Annotated in this window: 14 protein-coding genes; 4 read left to right on the forward strand and 10 right to left on the reverse strand. The window is 74.0% G+C overall.

What is annotated here, in order from left to right; all coding sequences use genetic code 11:
- The first annotated feature begins 56 nt into the window (after positions 1-56).
- On the forward strand, positions 57-227 hold the full coding sequence (locus tag IE311_RS03905) for a thiazolylpeptide-type bacteriocin (RefSeq protein WP_030757923.1): 171 nt from the start codon (positions 57-59) through the stop codon (positions 225-227).
- Positions 228-408: 181 nt separating this feature from the next.
- On the opposite strand, the gene IE311_RS03910 is transcribed toward IE311_RS03905, so the two are convergent.
- From IE311_RS03910 to IE311_RS03955, 10 genes are all read right to left on the reverse strand, one after another.
- Positions 409-2,361 (reverse strand): TOMM precursor leader peptide-binding protein, encoded by a 1,953-nt coding sequence (locus tag IE311_RS03910; protein WP_229901705.1) that lies wholly within the window; start codon positions 2,359-2,361, stop codon positions 409-411.
- Positions 2,358-3,113, reverse strand: coding sequence for an ABC transporter permease (locus tag IE311_RS03915; RefSeq protein ID WP_189830096.1), 756 nt, complete (start codon positions 3,111-3,113; stop codon positions 2,358-2,360). The genes IE311_RS03910 and IE311_RS03915 overlap by 4 nt, the downstream gene beginning before the upstream one ends.
- Before the next feature lie 2 nt (positions 3,114-3,115).
- Positions 3,116-4,108, reverse strand: coding sequence for an ABC transporter ATP-binding protein (locus tag IE311_RS03920; protein WP_189830097.1), 993 nt, complete (start codon positions 4,106-4,108; stop codon positions 3,116-3,118).
- 110 nt (positions 4,109-4,218) lie between these two features.
- Positions 4,219-5,319: a metalloprotease gene (locus IE311_RS03925; protein WP_189830098.1), complete on the reverse strand. Its 1,101-nt coding sequence runs from the start codon at positions 5,317-5,319 to the stop codon at positions 4,219-4,221.
- Positions 5,316-6,629 carry a lantibiotic dehydratase C-terminal domain-containing protein gene (locus IE311_RS03930; RefSeq protein ID WP_189830099.1) on the reverse strand — a complete coding sequence of 438 codons (1,314 nt, stop codon included), beginning with the start codon at positions 6,627-6,629 and terminating at the stop codon, positions 5,316-5,318. Before IE311_RS03930 ends, IE311_RS03925 begins: the two co-directional genes overlap by 4 nt.
- Positions 6,617-9,538 (reverse strand): lantibiotic dehydratase, encoded by a 2,922-nt coding sequence (locus tag IE311_RS03935; protein ID WP_189830100.1) that lies wholly within the window; start codon positions 9,536-9,538, stop codon positions 6,617-6,619. Before IE311_RS03935 ends, IE311_RS03930 begins: the two co-directional genes overlap by 13 nt.
- A gap of 13 nt (positions 9,539-9,551) precedes the next feature.
- Positions 9,552-11,177, reverse strand: coding sequence for a nitroreductase family protein (locus IE311_RS03940; protein WP_189830101.1), 1,626 nt, complete (start codon positions 11,175-11,177; stop codon positions 9,552-9,554).
- Between the two features lie 40 nt (positions 11,178-11,217).
- Positions 11,218-13,254, reverse strand: coding sequence for a TOMM precursor leader peptide-binding protein (locus IE311_RS03945; RefSeq protein ID WP_189830102.1), 2,037 nt, complete (start codon positions 13,252-13,254; stop codon positions 11,218-11,220).
- A gap of 52 nt (positions 13,255-13,306) precedes the next feature.
- Positions 13,307-15,607, reverse strand: coding sequence for a TOMM precursor leader peptide-binding protein (locus tag IE311_RS03950; RefSeq protein ID WP_189830103.1), 2,301 nt, complete (start codon positions 15,605-15,607; stop codon positions 13,307-13,309).
- Positions 15,608-15,827: 220 nt separating this feature from the next.
- Positions 15,828-17,801 (reverse strand): BTAD domain-containing putative transcriptional regulator, encoded by a 1,974-nt coding sequence (locus IE311_RS03955; protein ID WP_229901707.1) that lies wholly within the window; start codon positions 17,799-17,801, stop codon positions 15,828-15,830.
- Between the two features lie 878 nt (positions 17,802-18,679).
- Here IE311_RS03955 and IE311_RS03960 point away from each other — a divergent pair.
- The 3 genes from IE311_RS03960 to IE311_RS03970 all read left to right on the forward strand — a co-directional run bounded on the left by IE311_RS03960 (position 18,680) and on the right by IE311_RS03970 (position 20,529).
- Positions 18,680-19,156, forward strand: a complete 477-nt coding sequence (locus IE311_RS03960) for a hypothetical protein (RefSeq protein WP_189830105.1) — start codon at positions 18,680-18,682, stop codon at positions 19,154-19,156.
- 79 nt (positions 19,157-19,235) lie between these two features.
- A complete protein-coding gene (locus IE311_RS03965; protein WP_189830106.1) occupies positions 19,236-19,817 on the forward strand; it encodes an RNA polymerase sigma factor in 582 nt (193 codons plus the stop codon).
- A gap of 4 nt (positions 19,818-19,821) precedes the next feature.
- Complete coding sequence (locus IE311_RS03970) at positions 19,822-20,529, forward strand: hypothetical protein (RefSeq protein WP_189830107.1); 708 nt, start codon at positions 19,822-19,824, stop codon at positions 20,527-20,529.
- The last annotated feature ends 1 nt before the right edge of the window (position 20,530 follow it).

Here is a 20,530-nt window from a genome sequence, read left to right on the forward strand (position 1 = left end):
TGAGGGACGTACACCCCGGTCGGTCCCGTGCGGGACCGTGGTCAAGAGGAGGCGCCATGAACAAGGACCTGAGCACGCTCGCCGACGAGATCCTCGAGCTCGAGGCCGAGACCTTCGAGATCTCCGACTACTCGGACGCCAGCGAGGTCGTGCTCGCCGGTTCCACCAGCACCAGCTCGACCTCGACCTGCAGCTCCACCACCAGCACCACCTCCTGCTCGGCCTGATCGACCGCCCCACGGCCGCCTCCCGGCCGGAGCCGCGCCCGGTGTCCGCTTCCTCGGACACCGGGCGCCTCGCGTTGCGCCGCCTTTCCGGCCGAGCCGGCCGCTCCGGTACGGCTCGTGCGACTCGTCCGGTTCATCCGGTGCGTTCGGTTCGACCGGTTCGCTTCGCGGATCCGCTCCGCTAGGGGAACGGGTGCGGGACCATGCGGATCTCGTCCTCGGCGAGGTCCGTCGCGCGGTGACCGCCACGGCGCAGGGCCGTGCGCAGCCGGGGCATCAGCGGCGCCCGCTGCCGGTTCCAGCCGAAGTCGATCGGCAGCAGACCCGGTACGAGGGTGCTGACCGTGCACAGCCCCATCCGCTCCTGCTCGGGGGTGGTCTGGTCGACGACGATCACATCGTGGCCCACCCCCGCCAGCAGCTCCGTCACGGCCCGGACGTCGTCCCGGAGGTCGCCCGTACGGGGCCGCCCGGTCGCCTCCCAGTCCCGGTAGACCTCGTCGAAGGGACGCACCGCGAGGGGCTCCAGATAGCCGCGCGCGTGCTCCGCCATCCGCGGCAGCCCGTACAACTGGGCGTGGTCCTTGAGATGACGGACCCGGTGGAAGTCCTCGGCCATGGCCTCCAGTTCGGCTCTGCGCTCCCGGGTCTGACGGGAGAGGTGCGGGATGTAGGTGAGCACCTCCGACAGCGCTCCCTCCACGGCCGCCCGGGGATCCAGTGAGGCCGCCGCCGCGAAGGAGAGGGTGCCGAGGCCGCCGTCACGGCGGACGGCCACCGCCGTCACCACGGGCACGGGCAGGTCGATGCGGTTGTCCAGGACGTGGACGTCGTACCCCTGGAGCGCGGCGCGCTCCGCCATGGCGGCGGCCGTCGGCCCTCCGACCGTGGCCAGGTCGATCTCGGTGAGCCGGGCGTCGGCGTACCAGGCGTTCAGAAAGGCGTCACGCTCCACGAGTTCGAGGAGTCCACCGAGGGCCGCCTCCTCGACACTGCCGCCGATGGCGCAGCCGTTGGAGCACTCGAAGACGAAGTTGTCGGACGCGAGACCGGCGCTGTAGTACACGAGCCGGGAGGGCACCAGGACCGGGCGCTCGTCGCGGAGCGACCAGCCCCACTCCCAGGGGATGGCGCGGTCCGGGTCGAACGGGTCGACCAGCGGATCGTCCCGGTAGGTGCGGGGGTCGTAGAAACCGCACAGGGCCGGGTCGACGGCGTCGTCCCGCAGCTCGTTCCAGGACCCCGTCACGGGAGTGCGCCGACCGCGCCGATGGGTTCCGGCGTACCGCTCCAGACCCTCGAGGAAGGCCAGGGTGCGGCTGGTGGCGAAGGTGTTCTCCTGGCCGCTCCAGGTGACGTCGTTGAGACCGGCGTACCCCCGGACGAAGACGCTTCCGGCGACCGGAGCCGTCGTCGGCGAGGTGACGCTGATCCAGGTGCCGCCCCCGAGCGCGCCGCAGACCGGATTGGCCAGCGCCTCGCGCGGGAGGGGGTACGAGGACGCCGGACGCAGCCGGTACGTACCCGGGTCGGGCTTCGGCCGCTCGACGAGGTCCATCGCGCGGGGCCCGGCGGGGACGGCGTCCGGGGCGCAGTCGGGGCAGAGCGGATCGGCGAGCAGCGGGTACGTGCGGACCGCGAGGGTCGCCAGGTCGAGACGGGACACCTGGGGCAGCGCCCGGTCGGCGGGGTCGGCAGCCGGGGGCTCGGCGCCGGGGCCGTCGAGGACCACAGCGCAGAGGGCCGCGACCGCGTCGTACACATGGTCGGTGAACAGCGGCCACACCCCGGCCGGACGAGGACCCTCCGGACCGCCGGTCTCCAGCGCGTCGCGCTCGCTGCGGCTGCGCAGCCGCTGCCAGCGCAGCGCCAGACAGCGTCCGCAGGCGGGGGCCGTCCCGTCGCCGCCCCAGGGGCCGACGAGCACGGCGGAGGCGGTGAGGTGGACGCGGGCCCCGGCGCGTTCGGCCGCCCAGGGGTCCGGGGCTCCCCGGCCGCCGTGCGGGGTGGCGGCGTCCGTGGCACCGACCGGGGCGACGGGCAGGTCCCGGCCGAGGCGCCCGGCGAGCGCGGACCGGAGCCCGGCGCACGCCTGCTCCATCGGCAGCGGAAGGGTCCGCTCGGCGGTGCTCATGACGACCTGGTCCAGCGGAACGTCTTCACCGCGACCGCGCCGAAGACCAGGGCGAACACGAGGAGTCCGGCGCAGCCCGTCCACACGTCGGAGGAGTCGCCGCGGCCGGCGAGCGCGTGGGACACGGCGTCGTTGAGATAGCGCAGCGGCATGGCGAGGGAGACCTTCTGGAGCCAGGACGGCATGGAGTCCAGCGGGAAGAACGACCCGGACAGGAACGCCATCGGCAGCATCAGGAAGTTGGCGACGGCCGCGACGGACTCGGGGGTGTCGGCGAAGGACCCGATGATCACCCCGAGCAGCAGGAAGGTGGTGATGCCCAGGATCAGGACCGGGATCAGCAGCGGCCAGCCGGAGGCCGGCCTCAGACCGAACACCGGCAGCATCGCGACCCCGACGAAGAGCAGCGACTGGACGGCGCCGACGACCAGGGCGATGGCGTAGCGGGAGCCGATGACGGCGGAGAGCGGGGCCGGGGACATCCGGATCAGCCGCAGGATGTCGTCGGTGCGCCACTGCATCAGGGTGAACGCGATGCCGAAGACGGCGGCGTTCGCCACACCCCAGGACAGCACGCCGGCCGCGGTGTACGAGAGGTAGGACAGACCGCTCTCCTCGACGGCCTGGCCCCGGAAGATGAGGCCGAAGACGACGAGGAAGAGGAGCGGGAAGGCGAAGGTGAAGAAGAGGGTGGTCTTGTCGCGGACCTGGGCCCGGTAGCCCGCCCCGGTCAGTGCGGCGTAGGCGCTCATGGTCACGGCTCCGTGGTCTCGGCGTTCGGGTGGCCGGAGCGTCCGGCACCGGTGAGGCGGGCGGTCAGGTCGAGGTAGACGTCCTCGAGGCTGGCCGTGCGGGTCTGGACGCCGTCGAGACCGGCGATCCGGTCGACGGCGGCGAGCACCCGTCCCGCCGCGTGGGTCTCCAGGACGAGGGAGCCGCCCTCGACGGTGACCCGCTCGACGCCCTCGATGGCGGCCGCCCGCTCCTCGTCGAGACGGCCCAGGGGAAGCATGAGACGACTCGGGGCGCGTGAGGCGCCGACCAGATTGTGCGGGGAGTCGGTCACGGCGATCCGGCCGTCCACCAGGATGGCGATCCGGTCGCAGAGCGCCTCCGCCTCGTCGAGGTGGTGGGTGGTGTGGACGATGGTGCGGCCCTCCGCCTTCAGCCCCCGCAGCACCTCCCACAGGGCGCGGCGGGCCTGCGGGTCGAGGGCGGCGGTCGGCTCGTCGAGGAAGATCAGCTCGGGGCCGTGGACGAGGGCGGAGGCGATCGCGAGGCGTTGCCGCTGCCCGCCGGAGAGGTTCTCGACCTGGACCCGGCGCTGCTCGGAGAGGCCCACGGACTCCAGGGTCGAGTCGACGGCGCTCCGGGGGGCTCCGTAGAGCGCGGCGACGGTGCGCAGGTGCTCGACGGCGGTCTGCCGGACGAAGAACGCCGAGCTCTGGGTCTGCACGCCGAGGCGGGGGAGCAGCGCGGTGTTGCGGGGCCAGGGCGACTCGCCGAACACGGCGACCGTACCCGTGTCGGCCCGGCGCAGCCCTTCCATGATCTCGATCAGGGTGGACTTGCCCGCACCGTTGGGACCGAGCAGACCGAAGAACTCCCCCCGGTGGATCTCCAGGGAGACGTCGTCCACCGCCCGGCGGTCTCCGTACCGCTTGGAGACTCCCCGGACCTGGACGGCGGCGGTCGGCGAACCGCCCGCGGCGGCGGATGTGGTTGGCATGGCCTGTACCTCACTCATGTGGTGCGCGGATCCTTCTGGTCGGGGAGGGGAGGGGAGGGGAGGAGCGGACGAGGAGAGGGGGGCGGAGGGGCCGTCGGGACGGGAGCCGTGGCCCGACGTACGACCGGTCAGCCGATCAGGACGAGCACGAACGCGCAGGTGGCCGTCGCGACGAGGAGCACCAGGACCGCCGAGCCGATCGCGTAGACCGTGTAGATCCGCCGGGCCCGCGCCGAATAGCCCGCCAGGGGCTCGGCCCCGCCACTGCGGCGCAGCGCCAGATAGGTCCTGGTCTCGGGGGCGAGATGGGCGGTGCCGAGGGCGTGGCCGAGCATCCGGTAGCCGTCGAGCGGCGGCAGCGGTACCAGGTTGCTGAGCGCCTGGACGGTGCCCAGCACCAGCAGACCGCCGAGCGGCGCCCGCTCGGGCGCGCCGGCGGGGAGCAGGAACCACCAGACCCCGAAGGGGAGCAGCAGGACCATGTTGAGATGGGCGCCCGCCCCGGCGACCACCAGTTTGGCCCGACGGCCCGGCAGGAAGAGGTAGTTGTCGACCGTGCAGTGGAGCAGGGCGGCGGGGAACCGCCAGCGCAGCCCGATCTCGGTGACCCGGCCCCCGTAGTGCTGGGCGGCGACGCCGTGCGCCAGTTCGTGGAGCGTGATGCTCATCCAGAGGAACAGGGCGACGCCCATGAGCGCGACGGGCTGCCGCACCAGCTCGGCGGTGTCGTCGAGCAGTGCGCCCGACCTCCACACCAGCGCTCCCACGAGGAGGGAAACGGCGGCGAGCAGGGGGAGTTGGACGGCCGGACGGAGAAGAGGCCGCAGGGCGCGGTGGAGCCGCGCGGTGGTCGCGTCGGCGTCCGCGACCAGGGGCCGGTTGCCGCGCCAGAAGGTGTTGGGGGGCTTCGGGGAGGGTGACGGGGCGGCCGGTTCGGGCGCGCCGGACAGCAGACCCCGGGCGCCGAGGAGGCCGAGGAACCGGTTCCACTGCTCCTCGCCGAGCCGACGGCCGAACCGGTCCGCGTACGCGGGCGCGACGTCGTCGAGGTTCCGCGTCCCGTCGAGGAGCGAGATGAGGAAGTGCTCCTTGATCCCCACCTCGAACGCGGCCCCGGTGCCGGGGTGTTTGACGAGATGCACGGTACGGGGGCCGCGCAGCAGGGGCGGGCTGAGCAGCACACCGGGCCGCAGCGCCGGACGGTAGGCCCGTGCCGAGGTGGCGGTCACGCGTCCGCCGCCTTCGTCGCGCGGCCGTCCGGCACCTGCACCGCGCGGCCGTCCTGCTCCTTGGCCGTCGAGTCGTCCGCGTCCGTCGCCGGCAGGCCGTCGGCCACCCCGTCCGCCGTACTGTCCGAAGCCCCGGTGTGCGGCCGCTCCCTGAGGACCTGGCCGAGGACGAAGGAGAGATAGGCCTCGTCGCGGATCGTCACATGCAGCCGGTTGTTGGTCATGTGCATGTACGGGGAGAGCAGTCGGGGGAGCACCGCCGGCACATGCGTGAGCGCCTCCACCGGCGGGGCGTCCACCGGTTCGGAGCGCGCCTGACCGGTGTCCTCGCGGGCGGGGCCCTCCCGGACCGGGAAGAGCAGATCACCGCGGGCAGCCAACTCCTCGATGCGACACCGGAGTTCCAGGCAGTGTTCCGCCCAGCCCCGCAGGAACGAGGGGAGCCGTCCCAGCTCGCCGGTCGCGACCGCGGACCGGACGGCGGTGAATCGGCGACCCAGGGCGGGCGCCATCTCCGCGTAGTTCCGCTCGTACTCCTTCGAGCCGATGAACCCGGTCCCGGGGAAGGCGCGGTGCCAGAACTCGTAGTAGCCGTCCAGATAGTCGGCGAGCCGGTCCTCCTCGGACAGGAAGCAGCTCGCCATCACCATCATCAGCTGGGCGGAGGTGCCGAGCAGCACGGTGCGCAGATGCAGGTTCATGGTGCGGAAGGCGTCGGTGACCAGGTCGCTGGAGTGGCGGAAGTGCCACTCGGCGAGCTCGACCCCGGCCGGACCGCCGTACTTGGCGTACTCGGGGGCGTACGGCTCCTCGCTGAAGGTGTTGTTCGGCCGCAGCCGCATCCTGCCGTCGTCGCCCATGAACCGCCCCCGGTCCTCACCGGGGAACTCGATGTCGAACAGGGCGTTGTAGAAGTCCTTGAGGAAGCCGGAGTCGACCTCGTACAGGGCGGGACGGTTCGCGAGGAAGGCGGTGAGCGCCTCCCCTGCCCGCCGCCTCACCTCGGGTGCCGCGGCAGGGCTCGCGGGGCGCAGCCGTAGCCGCACGTGCGGACCCTCCAGCCAGTAGTTGATGAAGAAGTGGCCTGTGATCAGCCCCTCCTCGGTGAGCCGGGCGACCAGCGGCCGGACGCAGTCCACCAGCATCGGGCGGGGACTGGCGGCGTAGAAGACGTGCAGGGCGATCCACGCCCCCGGTTCCCGCGCCCCGGAGCCGGGAGGGGCGGTCGCCGACGTGGGGGAGGAGGCGGAAGCGGGGGGAGGCCCGGGGACGGAGAAGGGGGAGGGGAGGGGGGAGATCAGTTCCGGCATGTCGGGCCGTCCTCGGTGCGGTGGCGGGAAGTGAAGGTCTCCACGGCCAGTTCGGCCACATGGCGGCCCTGCGCGGACGTCAGGTGCAGCGCGTCCTCGCCCGGGAGCATCTCGCGCAGCGTCACCCCGGTGCCCGGCTCCCGGTCCACCAGGGCGTCGAACGCGGTCAGCGACAGCGGGCTGTCGAAGTCCAGGTACACGGGCTTGGCGCCCAGTGCCCGGCGGCCGTCGCGCAGCACCGTGGCGAAGACCTGGTCGGGCAGGCCGTGCGCGCGCCTCCAGCGCCGCCACTCCAGGTACCGGGCGGCCTCGTCCGTGCCGGGTCGGCGGACCGGCAGCACGGCGGCGTCGGCGGTCCAGCTGCGGCGGCTGAGGACGATGTCTCCGTGTACCACGCGGGGTCTGCGGGTGACACCGTCGACGGCCGCGCCCTCGGGCACACCGCCCCACACGTCGGTCGGTGTCATGGTGCTCGGCGACAGGAGCAGCAGGGTGCGGGGGATCTCGGGCAGGGCCACCGGCACCAGATAGCCGAGATACACGGGCACGACCTCGCGGCCCAGTCGGCGCGACCGCAGCACGAGGCGGTCCGCCTGCTCGTCGTGTTCCAGATACAGGTCGTCCAGATGCAGCCTGGCCTCCTCCGGCACCGAGGCCGTCTCACCGGGACACACGATCTGATAGTCCGTCATCCTGCCGTGCAGGTTCAGGTTGCTGGTGACCGGGCCACCGGTCAGCTCGGCGAACACCGCCCCTTCCGGCTGCCGTGCGCGCAGCTCGGTGCGCAACCGCGCCGATAGGCCGGCCTCCTCGGACGGCCCGGACTCCGGCACCCCGTCGTACGCGTGGGTGAAACGGCTGAAGGGGAAGGCCAGTCCGCCGTACGAGCGGTTGAGGACCACCCGGGCCCGGGGCCGGAGCTCCGCGTCGACGCTGCTGCCCAAGGGCTCCGTGGTGAGCCCGGGGGCGGACTCCGGCGAGAGGGGCGGGGAGGGCTCCGGTGAAGGTTGCCGGGTGGGCAGGGTCACCTGGAGATGATGGCTCTGCGGGACGAAGTCGCCCACGAGTGGCTCCAGTTGCTCCGCCACGGCCGCGAGCAGCTCGGCGGGAATCCGCAGCTCGTCGTCCGCCCCGTGGTCCTTCCACAGGGCGCGCATCCCCGAGACGAAACGGCGACGGGCATCGTCGAGGCTCCGCAGTTCGGGCCGGCCCAGCCAGTTCTCCTCGGGGACGTACTCGCCGTTCTCGTCGAACGCCGTGCGCTTCGCGGTGAACGAGACGTACTGGTCGAAGACGTCCTCGTGGAAGTCGTGCACGAGGCCGAGCAGGTCGTCGCAGCGCCCGCCCCGCCCGTACCGGGCCACGAAGAATCCGTGCAGGGTGATGCGGTGCGGCAGGGTGAGGTCGAACATCGGCAGCACGCCCTCGACGGCGCGCAGCGCCCGGCCCGTCCCACCCGCGAGGAGCCCCGCGCCGCAGCGCAGGTCCTCGCCGGCACTGACGTCCTCGTAGAGCAGCGTCCGTGGCAGCGTGGGCTCGACCGCCCCCAACTCCCGCTGGATGTCGAGGAGTCGCGTGCGCAGGGTCCGCAGCAGAACGCGCCGTTCGGCGAGGTCGGCGTCGGGATACGCGGCCAGGCAGGCGACGGGGCCGTCCAGGGCGTCCGCCACGGAGTCGGCCCAGGGGGCCGCCAGCTCGCGCAGCGCCCGCTGGAAGGAGCGCAACGGGTCGGGGCTGTGGACATCGGTGCGCAGGCACGGCACCTGCACCATGCCGAGCTGGAGCAGCGCGGCGGCGTACCGCTCGCACTCGGCCGGGTCCGCGCCGTGCTCGGACCGCAGCCAGTCGACCAGATCGCGGTGGCGCAGCCCCGCGCGGCCGTCCAGGAACGCGAGCAGCCGCTCCAGGGTGCCGCTGCCGCGCAGGTAGAACAGCCGGTCGCGGACGGAGTCGAACGTGACGGACGCGTCGTCGTCGCCGCTCGTCACCCACTGGCGTACGTAGCGGATCCGGTCCTCGTCGCGTCCCCAGCCCGGGGACAGGACGACGGGCAGGTCCTGACGGCGCACGGGATCGGCGAGGATCAGCTCGGCCAGGCGCCCCAGGGCGACGACATTGAGCCGCACATGCCCCGTCCACTTCTCCCCGAGGCGCACGGCTGCGCCGTCGTCGTCGCCCGGAACGCCGTCGAAGACGCCGGTCGCGACCGGGGTGAAGGTGCTGAACGGGCTGGTCTTGCACGCCGTGCGGTACAGATACGTGAGCGCCGCCCGCTCGATCTTGCGCATCCTCTTGCCGCTGCCGCTGCCGCTGCCGCTGCCGCTGCCCGCCCCCGTGTCGGGGCCCGTGCCCGTGTCGGCGCTCGCGCCGGCGAGATAGGCGTCGAGCCGGCCGTCGAGCGTCGGCGAGGCCAGGAGCAGCCCGTGACGGAACGGTTCCCGGTACAGCGCCGACCGCAGCGCGCCGCGCGCCGCGTGGAGTTCCTCCTCGAGTACGGAGGGTCCCTCGGCGAGGAGTTCGTCGTACCTGACACGCTCGTCCAGCCACGCGGAGACGCGCGTACCGGCCGGCGTGTCGAGACCGGTCACCAGGCGTACGGCCGCCCCGGGGGCGGCGGGCAGCCGGTTGTTGAAGATCTGGCGGCGCAGGGACAGGAGCGCCCGGCGGGACTCGTCGCCGACGGCGTCGGCGGCCTCGACCAGGGCGTGCAGCGTGTCGCTCAGGGCGGCGCCCCCCGCGGCCAGCCGCTCCTCCAGGGCCAGGACCTCGTCGGCCCAGGCCCGGGTGCGCGGGCAGCGCAGACCGTGCACCGTCTCCACGGGCAGACCGGCGGCCCGGAGCAGGAATCGCCGGCCCACCTCCCATGTGGCGGTGCGCCGAAGCGGTGTCCCGGTGGTCGGAAGTGTCATCGCGGATCTCCCCTCAGGCGATCTCGTGGCGGAAGTCGGCGGGCCCGGGGCGCTCGTTGCCGAGCGCCATGATCAGCAGCGGCGCCTCGGCGGTACCCTCCAGTCCGAGCCGCTCGACGAACGACACGTTGTCGAAGCCCAGCGCCACCCCGGCGCCGAGCGACAGGGCCGACGCCGCCAGGTAGAAGGTCTGCGCCACCGCGCCCGCCGTACCGACGGCCAGCCGGTACCCCCGGTCCCCGACCGCGTCGAGCACGGCAGAGGTCCGCACCGTCGGCACCAGGACGACGCCGGCCTGCTCCAGGTTGTAGTTGGCGAGGAAGTAGTTCTGCTGGAGGAACGCCCCCTGAGCCCCGGGGACGACGAGCGAGAGATCGCCCGCCTCGGGGTCGTAGACGTACGCCCCCTGCGCCGTGCCCGCGACATGGTTCACGAAGGCGTACAGGCGGACCTGTCGTGGTGCCTCCCCGCCCGGAGCGGTCTCCTCGCCCAGTGAGGTCGCCGCGCAGGCGGCGAGCACGGCGGACAGCTGACCGGGCGTCACGGGCCGTGCCGCGTCGAAGCGGCCGAAGCTGCTGCGCCGGCTCCGCAGGACGTGGCGGACGGGCACGTCGGGGAAGGCGGGGGCGGGCAGGGCGACCCGGGTGCCGCCCTCGGGAACGGGCCGGGCGGCCGCCGGGGCGAGGGTGCCGGGTGCGGGCCGGTCGGTGGCCCCGGCCACCGTCGCCGCGTGCATCGCCAGCACGGTGGGGAACCGCAGGACGGTACGGGAGCGTTCGACGTCACGGTGCCGCACGGCCGGGTCGGGGCCGGTCATCTCCGCCGTGCGCGGCGCGGTGGCGCCCTCCCAGCGCAGCGGCACGACCGCGAAGACGCTCTCCTCCTCGCCGACGGTACCGAGCAGCCCGTTCAACCGGGGCTCGTCGAACCACAGCACGGGCGCGGTGCGCAGCCCGTGCGCGGCGGCCCAGATCCGCCAGGTCTGGACGAGCGTCCCCACGTCCGTACAGACCACGTGGTAGCCAAAACTGTTGTACTTGAACGTGTTCTGCCAGTACTTCACGGCGAGGAGCAGGTACTGGTCGGTCTCCAGCGCCTCGGCGGGCGCGTCCGCGCCGAGTGCCTCCCGCACCCGGTCGGTCACGTCCCCGGTCAGCAGCCGCTGTACGGAATGCCGCTGGACGTCGTAGTAGTGGACGCCGGGGGTGAGGGGGCCGGCAGGACCCGACACCCAGTGGACGCCGACCGGATAGAGCCCGCCGCCGCCCGCCGTGCCGCGGGACCAGTTGGCGTGGGTGTGGAACGGCAGCCCGGACAGGTCGCTGTTGGCCTGGATGCCGAGTCGGCGGCCGGTCAGCCCGTACGAGTCCTTGAGCATCGCGGACAGCAGGGGCAGCGTGAATCCGCCTGCACCGGCGCCACGCCGGGGACCCTCCTCCGCGCCGGTCGGGGGGAGAAGGCCGGTCCGGGCGGGCGCGGCGGGGAGGTCGTTCCCGTCGGGCAGGGCGAGGGACTCCGCACCCGGGTAGAACTTCCCCCTGCGCGGGCCGTCGGGCCAGTCGGGGACGAAGTCGGCGGGTTCCATCGGGACGCGGCCGCGGTGCAGGACGGCCTCGGCGTACTCGTGGGCGTACCCCATGGGGTCGGCTCCTTTCGGACGGAGTGCGGGAGTGACGCCGCTACGGGAAGGGATGGGGCGCGGGGTTGAGACCGGCGGGGCCCAGGGCCGCACGCATCCGGGGCATGTGCCGGGCACGCTGCCGCGACCAGCCGAAGTCGATCGGCAGCAGTCCGGGCACGAGCACCTTCACGGTGTGCAGCCCCAGGGCGCGCTGCTCGGGCAGCGTCTGGTCGACGACCACCACGTCGAAGCCGGCGGCCGTCACGGCGCCGACCGCGCGCAGCAGGTCCTCGCGCAGGTCCGCGGCCACGGCGGCGCCGTCGGCGTCCGGCCACTCCAGGTCGGCGACGGCCAGCGGCGGACGGGGCTCCGGCTGCCGCAGCAGGAAGTCGGCGTGCCGCCCCATCTCGGGGACGCCGTAGACCAGGGGATGGTCGTGGAGGGTGGTGACCCGGGTGAAGTCGGCGGCCATCGCCCGCAGCCGGGCCTCGTCGCGCCGGGTCCGGCCGACGAGGTTGACGGCGTCGGTGGCGATCTCGCAGAGCGCCGAGTCCAGGGCGGACTCGGGGTCGAGCCCTGCTCCGGCCCCGAAGCACATCCGGCCCACACCGCCGTCCACGCGCTCGGCGCACGCGGTGACCACCGGCACGGGGAGGTCGCCGCGGGTGTCGAAGAAACGCGCCCGGTAGCCGTACATGGCGAGCCGGTCCACCATGTGCCGGGTGCCGGCCCGGACGCTCGTCGACGGGTCGATCTCGCGCAGCGGGACCTGTCCGTACCAGGCGCGAAGGAAGGCGTCGCGCTCGATGACCTCCATCAGGCCGAAGTAGACGGCCTCCTCCGTACTGCCGCCCGACGCACAGCCGTTGGAGCTCTCCTGCACGAACCGGTTCTCCAGCCCCGGCGCGTGGTAGTAGGCGAGGATCTCCGGCACCGCGCGTGGCTCGGCGTCCCGCAGCGACCAGCCCCACACCCAGGGAATCTCCCGGTCTGTGGCGAACGGCCGCACCCGCGGGTTGTCGCGGTGGAACGCGTCCGCGTACAGACCGGTCTCGCGCGGGTCCACGGCCTTCGGGCCGAGCTCGTCGAGGGAGGCGACGAGGCGGGCCCTGCGGGTCCTGGCGCGCATCCCCGCGTACCGTTCGAGCCCTTCGAGGACCCCGATGCGCTGGCTGCGCGCGTAGGTGTCGGCGTGACCGCCCCAGAACGTCTCGCGCAGATACTCGCCGGATCGCGAGGAGAAGCAGCCGACGGTGGCCGAGGTGGTGGTGGAGGCGACGTCGTAGACGACCGAGGGGCCGATCGCCCCCCAGTGCGGATTGGCGAAGGCGTCCACGGGCAGCCGGTAGTCCTCGATCCGGCGCACCCGGAAGACCCCGGGCCGGTACTTGGGGGCCGGCCCCGGCGTCAGGACGGCGGCCTCGGCCGTGTCCGGCTCGGGCGTCCCGCAGGAGGGGCACTCCGGGTCGGGTACGAGCGGATGGCTCCGTACGGTCATCGCGTCCAGATCGAGGAGGCGGACCCGCGGATACGGGCCGGACTCGGGCGTCCGCTCCGCGAGCCCCGCCACCAGGGCGGCCACGGCGGTGGCGGCGAAGGGGATTCCGTACGGCCAGTCGCCCGCCGACCGGGTCTCGGCCCCGAGTTCGAGCCCCTCGCGCAGGGGCACGGAACGCACCCCCTGCCAGCGCCGCTCCAGACAGGTCGCACAGCCGCGCGCGCCGTCGGCCGCGGGCCAGGGGCCGATGAGGACCTGACGACCGTAGAGGTGCACGGGGAGTCGATGATCCGCCGCGGTGGTCGAGGCAGGGCCGGTCTCCGTGCCGCCGGACGCGCTCGCGTCCGGGTACGCCCTCGCGTCCGGGTACGCGCCCGCGTACGCGTTCCGGACGCCCAGGGGGGCGACGGTCAGCGCCGTGGCCGGTCCGCCCGGGACGGACCGGATCTCGTCGAGTGCCGCGCGCAGGGCGGCGGCGAACCGCAGGGAGGACCGGGCGCGGGCGGAGTCGTCGGGCGGAGCCACGACGGGGCCTTCCGGCGGAGCCGCGAGCGGGCCTTCCGGCGGAGCCGTGTCCGTCCCCCGGGGCGGATCCATGCCCACGCCTGCCGGTGGCGTCCCGACCCCCGCCCTCCCCGCGGGCATGCCCTCAGCTCTCATCGGAGACCGCCCGGGTGAGCAGCACGCGCACGGTGTGGATGCCCGCGGACGGCAGGTCGGCGGTGTGCGTCGGCACCACCAGGGCGTCCCGGTCGGCGGCGGCGAGGCGTTCCAGGACCTGCGTCCACTCCAGGGGCGCGTCCGGCCCCGCGGCGGGCTCGCCCCGGGTGACCCGCACGAGCGCCGCGTCCAGGTCCCGGAGCAGCGGATCGCCGTCGTCGGTCTCCACGCCCTCCCCGGCCAGTTGGGCCTCCCCGAGGAGGTCCCGCACCGCGTCGACGGCGGCCGAGGTCAGGTCCAGCGCGGCTCCGACCGCCCAGCGGCCGACACCGCCCGCGCCGCTCGTGCCGCCCGTCGTCCTCGCCAGGACGACGGAGGCGCCGGAGTGCGCCCGCTCGCCGAGGTCGAGAAGCTCGACGGTGAGCCCCAGCAGGGCGGTCGACCGGAGGAGGAACGTCGTCTCGGGGTCCTCGCCGAAGACCTCGGGCGCGATCGGGGCGACCTCGCCGCCGCCCCGGACGGCGCGCCCCAGGGCGTCGTGGGCGAGCGCCGACAGCAGACCGGCGGCCGCCGCCTCCGGCAGGTCCGTCCCGGCCCCCGACCCGGCCCGGGTCGGCTCGAAGCGACGGTCGGCGTTGTCCTGACCGAAAGGACGCACGGCGCCCGAAGGCACGCGTACGGCCTCCTTGGTGACCAGCGAGGTGGCCGGGGTCCAGACGACGCCGCCGCCTGAGCCACCGGTTCCCGACGCGACGGTGAGCGTGTCGGGGGCCACCGCGGGCAGGGCGTCGAGCGGTCCACCGAAGGCGGGGGCCGGGACCACGTGTTCGGCGTAGACCGCCGCCGCCGCGTTCAGCGCCCGCAGCCGGGCCCCGGCGGTGTGGTGGACGTCGAAGGCGGTGATCGTACGGGTGCCCCGCGCGCCCAGCCCGAGGACGACCGAACCCACCTTGAGGGGTGTCTGCGTCAGCGGCTCGTCGGCGTAGGACGTGAAGACACCCGTGAACGGGCGCACGAGCGCCGAGCGCCGCTCCAGTTCGGCGAGCGGCCCTTGGGCGGCATCGTCGTCGGGGGCCGTGGCGACCGTCGGCAGGAACGCCGGACGCGCCGGGGCCGACGCCAGGTCGACCGGTTCGGGAAGGCCCGCGGTGGTGGAGCAGAACGGACAGCGAGGGTGGGCGAGCAGCGGTTCCGAAGCGACGTCGAGGCTGGTCATCGACTGGACGAGCACCTTGTCCCGCGTCTCGGCCGGCAGGGCCCCGGTGACCAGACGGAACACCTCGTACCCGAGCAGGTTGCCGAGCATCGCGGCGAGCGGTCCGGTCGGCCGGGTCCCGGGCGTGCCGGTGCCGAGTGCCAGGCCGCTCCACAGTTCGGCGGCGTCCGAGGCGGCCGCACCGCCGGCGGCGCCGAGCCGAAGGGCGGCGCAGGACCAGCAGGCCGCCGAGTCGGAGGTCATCGTCGGGCCGACCACGGCCGAGTCGCCGAACGTCCAGGCGGGCAGGAGCGTACGGCCCTGGGGCACGCCCTCGCGCAGCAGCGGCAGCACGACGCCCGGAACGCCGGGCCCGGCGGCGGCCACCACCACGTCGTACCCCTCGTACGCCGCCCACCCCTCCCCGCTCCGGCTCTCCCGGCCCGGGTCCTCCGTGTGCCGGCCCCGGTGCGTGTCCGGCCCCGGCAGCAGCGGCAGTTCGACGGGGCAGCCCTCATCGGTGAGGGAGGCGGCCTCGGCCCGGACGGCCGCGAACTCCCCGGGCGTCACCACACCGCCGCCCTCGGCGAGCGAGGGTTCGACACCGACGGTGGCGCAGCCGTTCCGGATCAGGGAGAGCACGCACCAGCGGGCCACGGGACCGTCGCCGAGGACCGCGACCCGGGTGGCCCGGAAGCCGGCGAAGCGGGTCTCGGCCGCGTCGCCGTAGTGGTCGATGTAGGCGATCTGCGGGGCGAATCTCTCCGAGACGGCCGGAAGGAGCGCCGGGGGGCCGGCCGGTTCCTCCGGCGCCGGAACGGGACGGGCGAATCCGCGCGCGTAGAGCGCCTGCACGAGCTCGCCCACCATCGCCTTCTGGACGTCGCCGAATCCCTGGCATATCTCCTCGACGGCTCTGCTGCCGTCCAGGTAGGGCACGAGGAGGGTGGCGAACCGGTAGCCCGACTTGGCGGTGAGCTGGAACCCGCCGTCGGCGTTGTGGAAGATCACGCCGCCGGGCGTCTGGGTGAACAGGACATCGCGACGGACTCGGGGCCGGGTTCCGGCGATCTCCGCGTACGACGTAAGGGTCATGCGTGCGTCACACCTCTCGTTGCGGGGCGAGACGGAGCCCGGGGTGGTGGGCTGCTGCTCGGGACGGTGCGGGGGTGGTGCGGGAGTGGTGCGTGGGGCGTGGTGGTCGACGTGCGGGAGGAGCTGTCGGCGTGCGGGGATCGGCAGGACGGGCCTGCCGGGCCGGCGAGGCCGACGCGGGCGGTGCGGGAGACGGGGGCGGCGCGGCCGGGGTCCGCCGTCAGCGCAGGGCGGCCGGCCTCGTGCCGTCCCTCTGCGGGAACTCCCCGTGCCGGGGAGGGCGCAGGAGCGCCGGGGCGTGGCCGGACGGCGAGCCCGCCGTGCGGCGCGCGTGCGCGCGCAGCAGGTCGTGGGTCCAGAAGGCGCCGGGCTGGTCCTCTTCGAGGAATCCCGCGTCGAGGAGCCGCTCGATGACCTGCTCCGCGGACTCCTCCGGAAGGCCGAGAACGGCTGCGCCCCGTGCGGCGGTGAGCGGTTCGTGGGGCGAGGCGGAGAGGCGCAGATGGGCCTCGGCCAGCGCCGGGGGCAGCCGCTTCAGGGCCTCGTCAAGCCGTTGCGGTACGGACATCAGGGGATCGTCGGCGAGGCTGAGCCGGCCGACGGGGTCGTGCCGGAGCCAGCCGGCGTAGTCGGCGAGGCGCAGCCGCGGCCGGGTGAGCAGCCGGGCGGCGGCGATCCGCAGGGCGAGCGGATGGTGCCCGCACGCGGTCGCGAGAGGCAGCGCCGCCCCGGGTTCGGCCGCGACCCGCTCCCGGCCGAGGACCGTGGTGAGCAGCGCCTGTGACTGCTCGGGGTCCAGGGCGCCGAGCCGGTGCACGGTGCCGCCGTGTGTGGCGACCAGCGCGGCGAGTCCCATCCGGCTGGTGACGATCGCGGCGCCGCACGCGTAGGCGGTCAGCAGGGGGCGTACCTGATCGGGGTGAACGACGTCGTCCAGGACGAGAAGGACGCGGCCCGTGCCCGGTCCTGCGGGCAGTGCGCGACGGAGCTCGTCGGCGGCCTCCTCCGCCCCGCGCGGGGTGCCGTCCGGGTGGGTGAGCGGCACCAGGGCGCAGCCGTCCGGGAAGTGAGCGCTCACCAGGTGGGCGACGTGCAGCGCGAGGGCGGTCTTGCCGATGCCGGGTGCGCCGGAGAGCACGGCGAAGGGAGCACGCTCGGAGCTCACGCCCGTGTCGCAGGTCGTCAACAGCTCCACCAGGGAGCTCACTTCCTGCTCACGGCCGGTGAAGCCCGGCACGGTGGGGAGCGTCCAGGACCCCGGTGCGGGTGCGGGGGGAGTGACCGGTGCGAGTGCGACGGCTGACGGCGCGGGCGCGGGAACGGTTCTGTTCGGAGGAGTCGGGAGGGGTGCCGGGGACGGCGGGACCGCGGCCGGGGCCGGTGCGACCGGTGACGCCGCGGGCACGGACACCACGCGCCCCGGAGCGCCCCGGCCCCCACGTGCCCCGCCCGCCGGGCCGAGGTCCTCGCCCCGGAGGATCGCCAGCTCCAGACGCTGGAGTTCGGCCCGCGGATCCACCCCGAGCCGCTCCCGCAGATGACCCTTGATCCTGCGGTACTCCGCCAGGGCCTCGGTCTGTCGTCCCGTCCGGTAGAGGGCCACGATCAGCTGCTCGGCGAAGCGCTCGTGGGCGGGGTATACGCGCGTAACCTCCCATAGATCAACGAGGGCTTCGCGACATCGGTCGTGCTCCAACTCGATGTCGCACAGCCGCTCCAGGACCCTCAGCCGCTCCTCGGCGAGGCGGGGTACCTCGTCCCGGTGCAGCAGGTCGGAGGGGACGTTGGAGAGCAGGGATCCCTGCCACAGGGCGAGGGCGGACCGCAGGGCGTACAGCTCGGACTCCTCGTCCGCCGCGGCGGACCGCTCGACGAGCCGGCGGAAGTGGAGCAGGTCGAGCGTCTCGGCGTCGGCGTCGATGCGGTATCCGCCGGCCACCGCGACGACGGCCTGGTTCTCGATGCCGTACTTGGCGAAGAGCCGTCGCAGCCGCAGCACACAGCTCTGCAGGGCGGTCTTGGCCGTCGTGGGGTGTTCCTCGCCCCAGACGACGTCGCGCAGCCGGTCGGCGGAGACGACGGCTCCGGGGCGGAGCAGCAGCGCGGCGAGCAGCGCCGTCGGCTTGGAGGGCGGGAGCACCACGACGTCCCGCCCGTCGGTGACGCTCAGGGGCCCGAGCAGTTGGAATCGCACCGTCGTGTTCTCGCCTTCCTCGTCCACTCGTGCCGGATGGAGTCGTGCGGCCGGGGCCGGGTGCGAGGGGTCGGGGGCCGGGCGGGTGCAGCGGGCATGGCGAACCACCGGGGGAAGGCAGAGGGGGAGGGGCGACGCGCTGGGCTGCTGTGGCCGAGGGAGCGGCCTGGGTGGGGGCGATCGTGAGGGGTGCGTGCGTGGGGAGTGACCCCGGTGGTCGGAGGCGGGGTCAGGAGGAAGGTACAGCGGGCGCGGCGGAGAAGGGACGGTGCCTGCGTCCTTCCGGACATCCGCCGCCGCGCTGTTGACGGCTCGGTGCGAGGCGTGCAGCGCGACGCGGGCGGGGTGGGCCGGGGGAGATGGTGGTGAGGTCATGACATCGCCTGTCCGCTATCCGGACGATCGGCGGGAACGAGCCGTCACCACCGAAAGATCGCCGAGGAGGTGCGCCCGAGGCGGAGATTGGCTGCTTTCCGACCGTCCGACGCACGCCTCGAACAGCCGCGAGGCGGCGCCGTCGGCGGACGTGCCCCCGGGGGTCTCTCCGCCCCCGGGCCGCCGGTCCGTGTGGGGCCACGACCGGCGTGAACGGCGCATCTCGCCGGGATGTGCCGCCTGCGAACGCGTGACGAAGTCGGCGCGCCGAATCCGAGGCGGTGAGGGAATGAAAGGGGCGCCCCTCCCGATGTCACGGCCCGATGTCACGGCCCGATGTCACGTCAACCTTATGCACAATAAAGACATTTGAGTTCCCTTTCGGCTGTTCGCGAGAAATTCCTGTGACCGGTGTCACGTGGGACGGCCGTGATGTTTCCGCCCCCGATTCCGCTTGATCACCCGGCGAGGGACGCCGCTTCGAGAGGGAAGGGTGATCACATATGGACCGCGAAATCCCGACATTGCGCGCGGACGACATGGGCCGTCACGCATCCGCGTTCGTGGAGCGTGCGACCGCGAAGGCGCGACTGCCGCTGGACTACACCGCGGCGAGCCTTCGTGTCGTCGACCGGCTCGTCGACGGGCTGCGGAGGGGCGGCGCGAGACGGGAGGACGTGGCCGGGCCGCTGCTCGGCATCGGCGCCTATGTCGGCGAGGTGCTGGCACACGAGGCGGGGGCGGTCTGGGTGGACATACCCCCGGGGCACCTCCTGCGGTCCGTCTTCGCCCACCCCGTCGGTTCGCGGATGCCGGACGGCCGGGTGTGGAATCCGCTCGGCCGCACCGTGAACCGCTTCGAGCTCGGACCGCAGGAATCCCTGCAGACCTACTTCCTCACCCTCCACGGACGGCGGCCGCCCCGAACCCGCACACGGGGCGTCCGCGCCCCCGACGGCCGCGCCACGGGAAGATCCTGACGGTCTGACAGGATGAAGGTATTCCGGTATACCGCGACGACCGGACGTACGCGCAGGTACGGGCATCGAAGAGGATCGTGTGGACGAGGGGACGGGGCACCCGCCCACCGCGGCACGCGACGCGGAACTCGGCTCGGCCGTCGCACGGGCCCAGCGGGGCGACGAAGAGGCCTTCGCCCAGGCGTACCGCACGGTGTACCCAGGGCTGCTCGGCTATCTGAAGGGCCTCGTCGGCGACGACGCCGAGGACGTGGCCTCCGAGGCCTGGCTGGAGATCGCCCGCGACCTCGGCCGCTTCCGCGGCGACGGGGTCGGATTCCGCGGCTGGACGGCGACGATAGCCCGGCACCGGGCCCTCGACCATCTGCGGAGGGTACGGTCCCGTCCGCGCCCCGCGCTGCTCGACCAGGACGTCATCGAATTGCCCTCCCCGGCGGACACCGCCGGGGAGGCCGTGGAGGCCCTGTCCACGGAGCGGGCCCTCGCGCTCGTCATGGGGCTCCCGCGCGAGCAGGCCGAAGCCGTACTGCTCCGGGTCGTGGTCGGCCTCGACGGGCCGACGGCCGCCCGGGTCCTGGGCAAGAGACCCGGTGCGGTCCGGTCCGCCGCGCACCGGGGCCTGAAGCGACTGGCGCGGGAGATCAACGGAAGGGGGAGGTGACGTGATGCCCGACGAGCATCGTCACGCGGGCCTGGAGGAGTCTCCGCAGGCCGCGCCGCGCGGCGGCCGGGACATGGCGGGCGGGAGGAACGAGGACGCGGCGGGAGGTACGGCCGAGGACGCGGCGGGAGGTACGGCCGAGGACGGCGCCCGCGCCGCGTTCCGGGCGGCGCGTGACGCCGGCCTGCACGCGTCCCGCCGTACGCGCCGCCGCGACGACTGGACCCCCGGCGCGCGGCGACGACTTCGCCGGCGCTCCCTCGGACCGGCCCTTGCCGCGCTCCTCGTCGGCGTGACCGTGGGCGGAGTGGCCGTCGCGGCCGTGGACCTGCCGGTTCCGTTCGGGAACGATCCGGTTCCCGTCCCGTCCACGCCGGCCCCCGGGCACGACGGCCCCACCGTCCCGCCGCACCTCGGTACGACGCCCCCCGGCACGACGACCGGCCCCGCGGGCCCGGACGAGCGGCCCACGACGCCCCCGGCCCATGGGCAGCACGGTGAGCAGGCACCGAAGCACGGGCCGGGGAAGGGGCCGAAGAGCGGCCCGGAGACCGGGCCGAGGAAACGACCGGAGACCGGGTCGGGGCACGGTTCGGGAAGCGGGGCGAACGAGGGTCGGAGGAACGCGGGGAAGAACCGGCCGGACGAAGGACTGCGGCACGTCCCGGAGAAGGGACGATCCGAGCACCGCGCCGACCGCACCGGGCCCTGAC

It is taken from the genome of Streptomyces zaomyceticus (assembly GCF_014656215.1).
Taxonomy (GTDB): domain Bacteria; phylum Actinomycetota; class Actinomycetes; order Streptomycetales; family Streptomycetaceae; genus Streptomyces; species Streptomyces zaomyceticus.

Coding starts and splice junctions, on each gene's coding strand:
- IE311_RS03930 (WP_189830099.1), bottom strand. CDS start 6,629: ATGCCGGAACTGATCTCCCCCCTCCCCTCCCCCTTCTCCGTCCCCGGG.
- IE311_RS03915 (WP_189830096.1), bottom strand. CDS start 3,113: ATGAGCGCCTACGCCGCACTGACCGGGGCGGGCTACCGGGCCCAGGTC.
- IE311_RS03910 (WP_229901705.1), bottom strand. CDS start 2,361: ATGAGCACCGCCGAGCGGACCCTTCCGCTGCCGATGGAGCAGGCGTGC.
- IE311_RS03920 (WP_189830097.1), bottom strand. CDS start 4,108: ATGAGTGAGGTACAGGCCATGCCAACCACATCCGCCGCCGCGGGCGGT.
- IE311_RS03960 (WP_189830105.1), top strand. CDS start 18,680: ATGGACCGCGAAATCCCGACATTGCGCGCGGACGACATGGGCCGTCAC.
- IE311_RS03945 (WP_189830102.1), bottom strand. CDS start 13,254: ATGGATCCGCCCCGGGGGACGGACACGGCTCCGCCGGAAGGCCCGCTC.
- IE311_RS03905 (WP_030757923.1), top strand. CDS start 57: ATGAACAAGGACCTGAGCACGCTCGCCGACGAGATCCTCGAGCTCGAG.
- IE311_RS03940 (WP_189830101.1), bottom strand. CDS start 11,177: ATGGGGTACGCCCACGAGTACGCCGAGGCCGTCCTGCACCGCGGCCGC.
- IE311_RS03935 (WP_189830100.1), bottom strand. CDS start 9,538: ATGACACTTCCGACCACCGGGACACCGCTTCGGCGCACCGCCACATGG.
- IE311_RS03950 (WP_189830103.1), bottom strand. CDS start 15,607: ATGACCCTTACGTCGTACGCGGAGATCGCCGGAACCCGGCCCCGAGTC.
- IE311_RS03970 (WP_189830107.1), top strand. CDS start 19,822: ATGCCCGACGAGCATCGTCACGCGGGCCTGGAGGAGTCTCCGCAGGCC.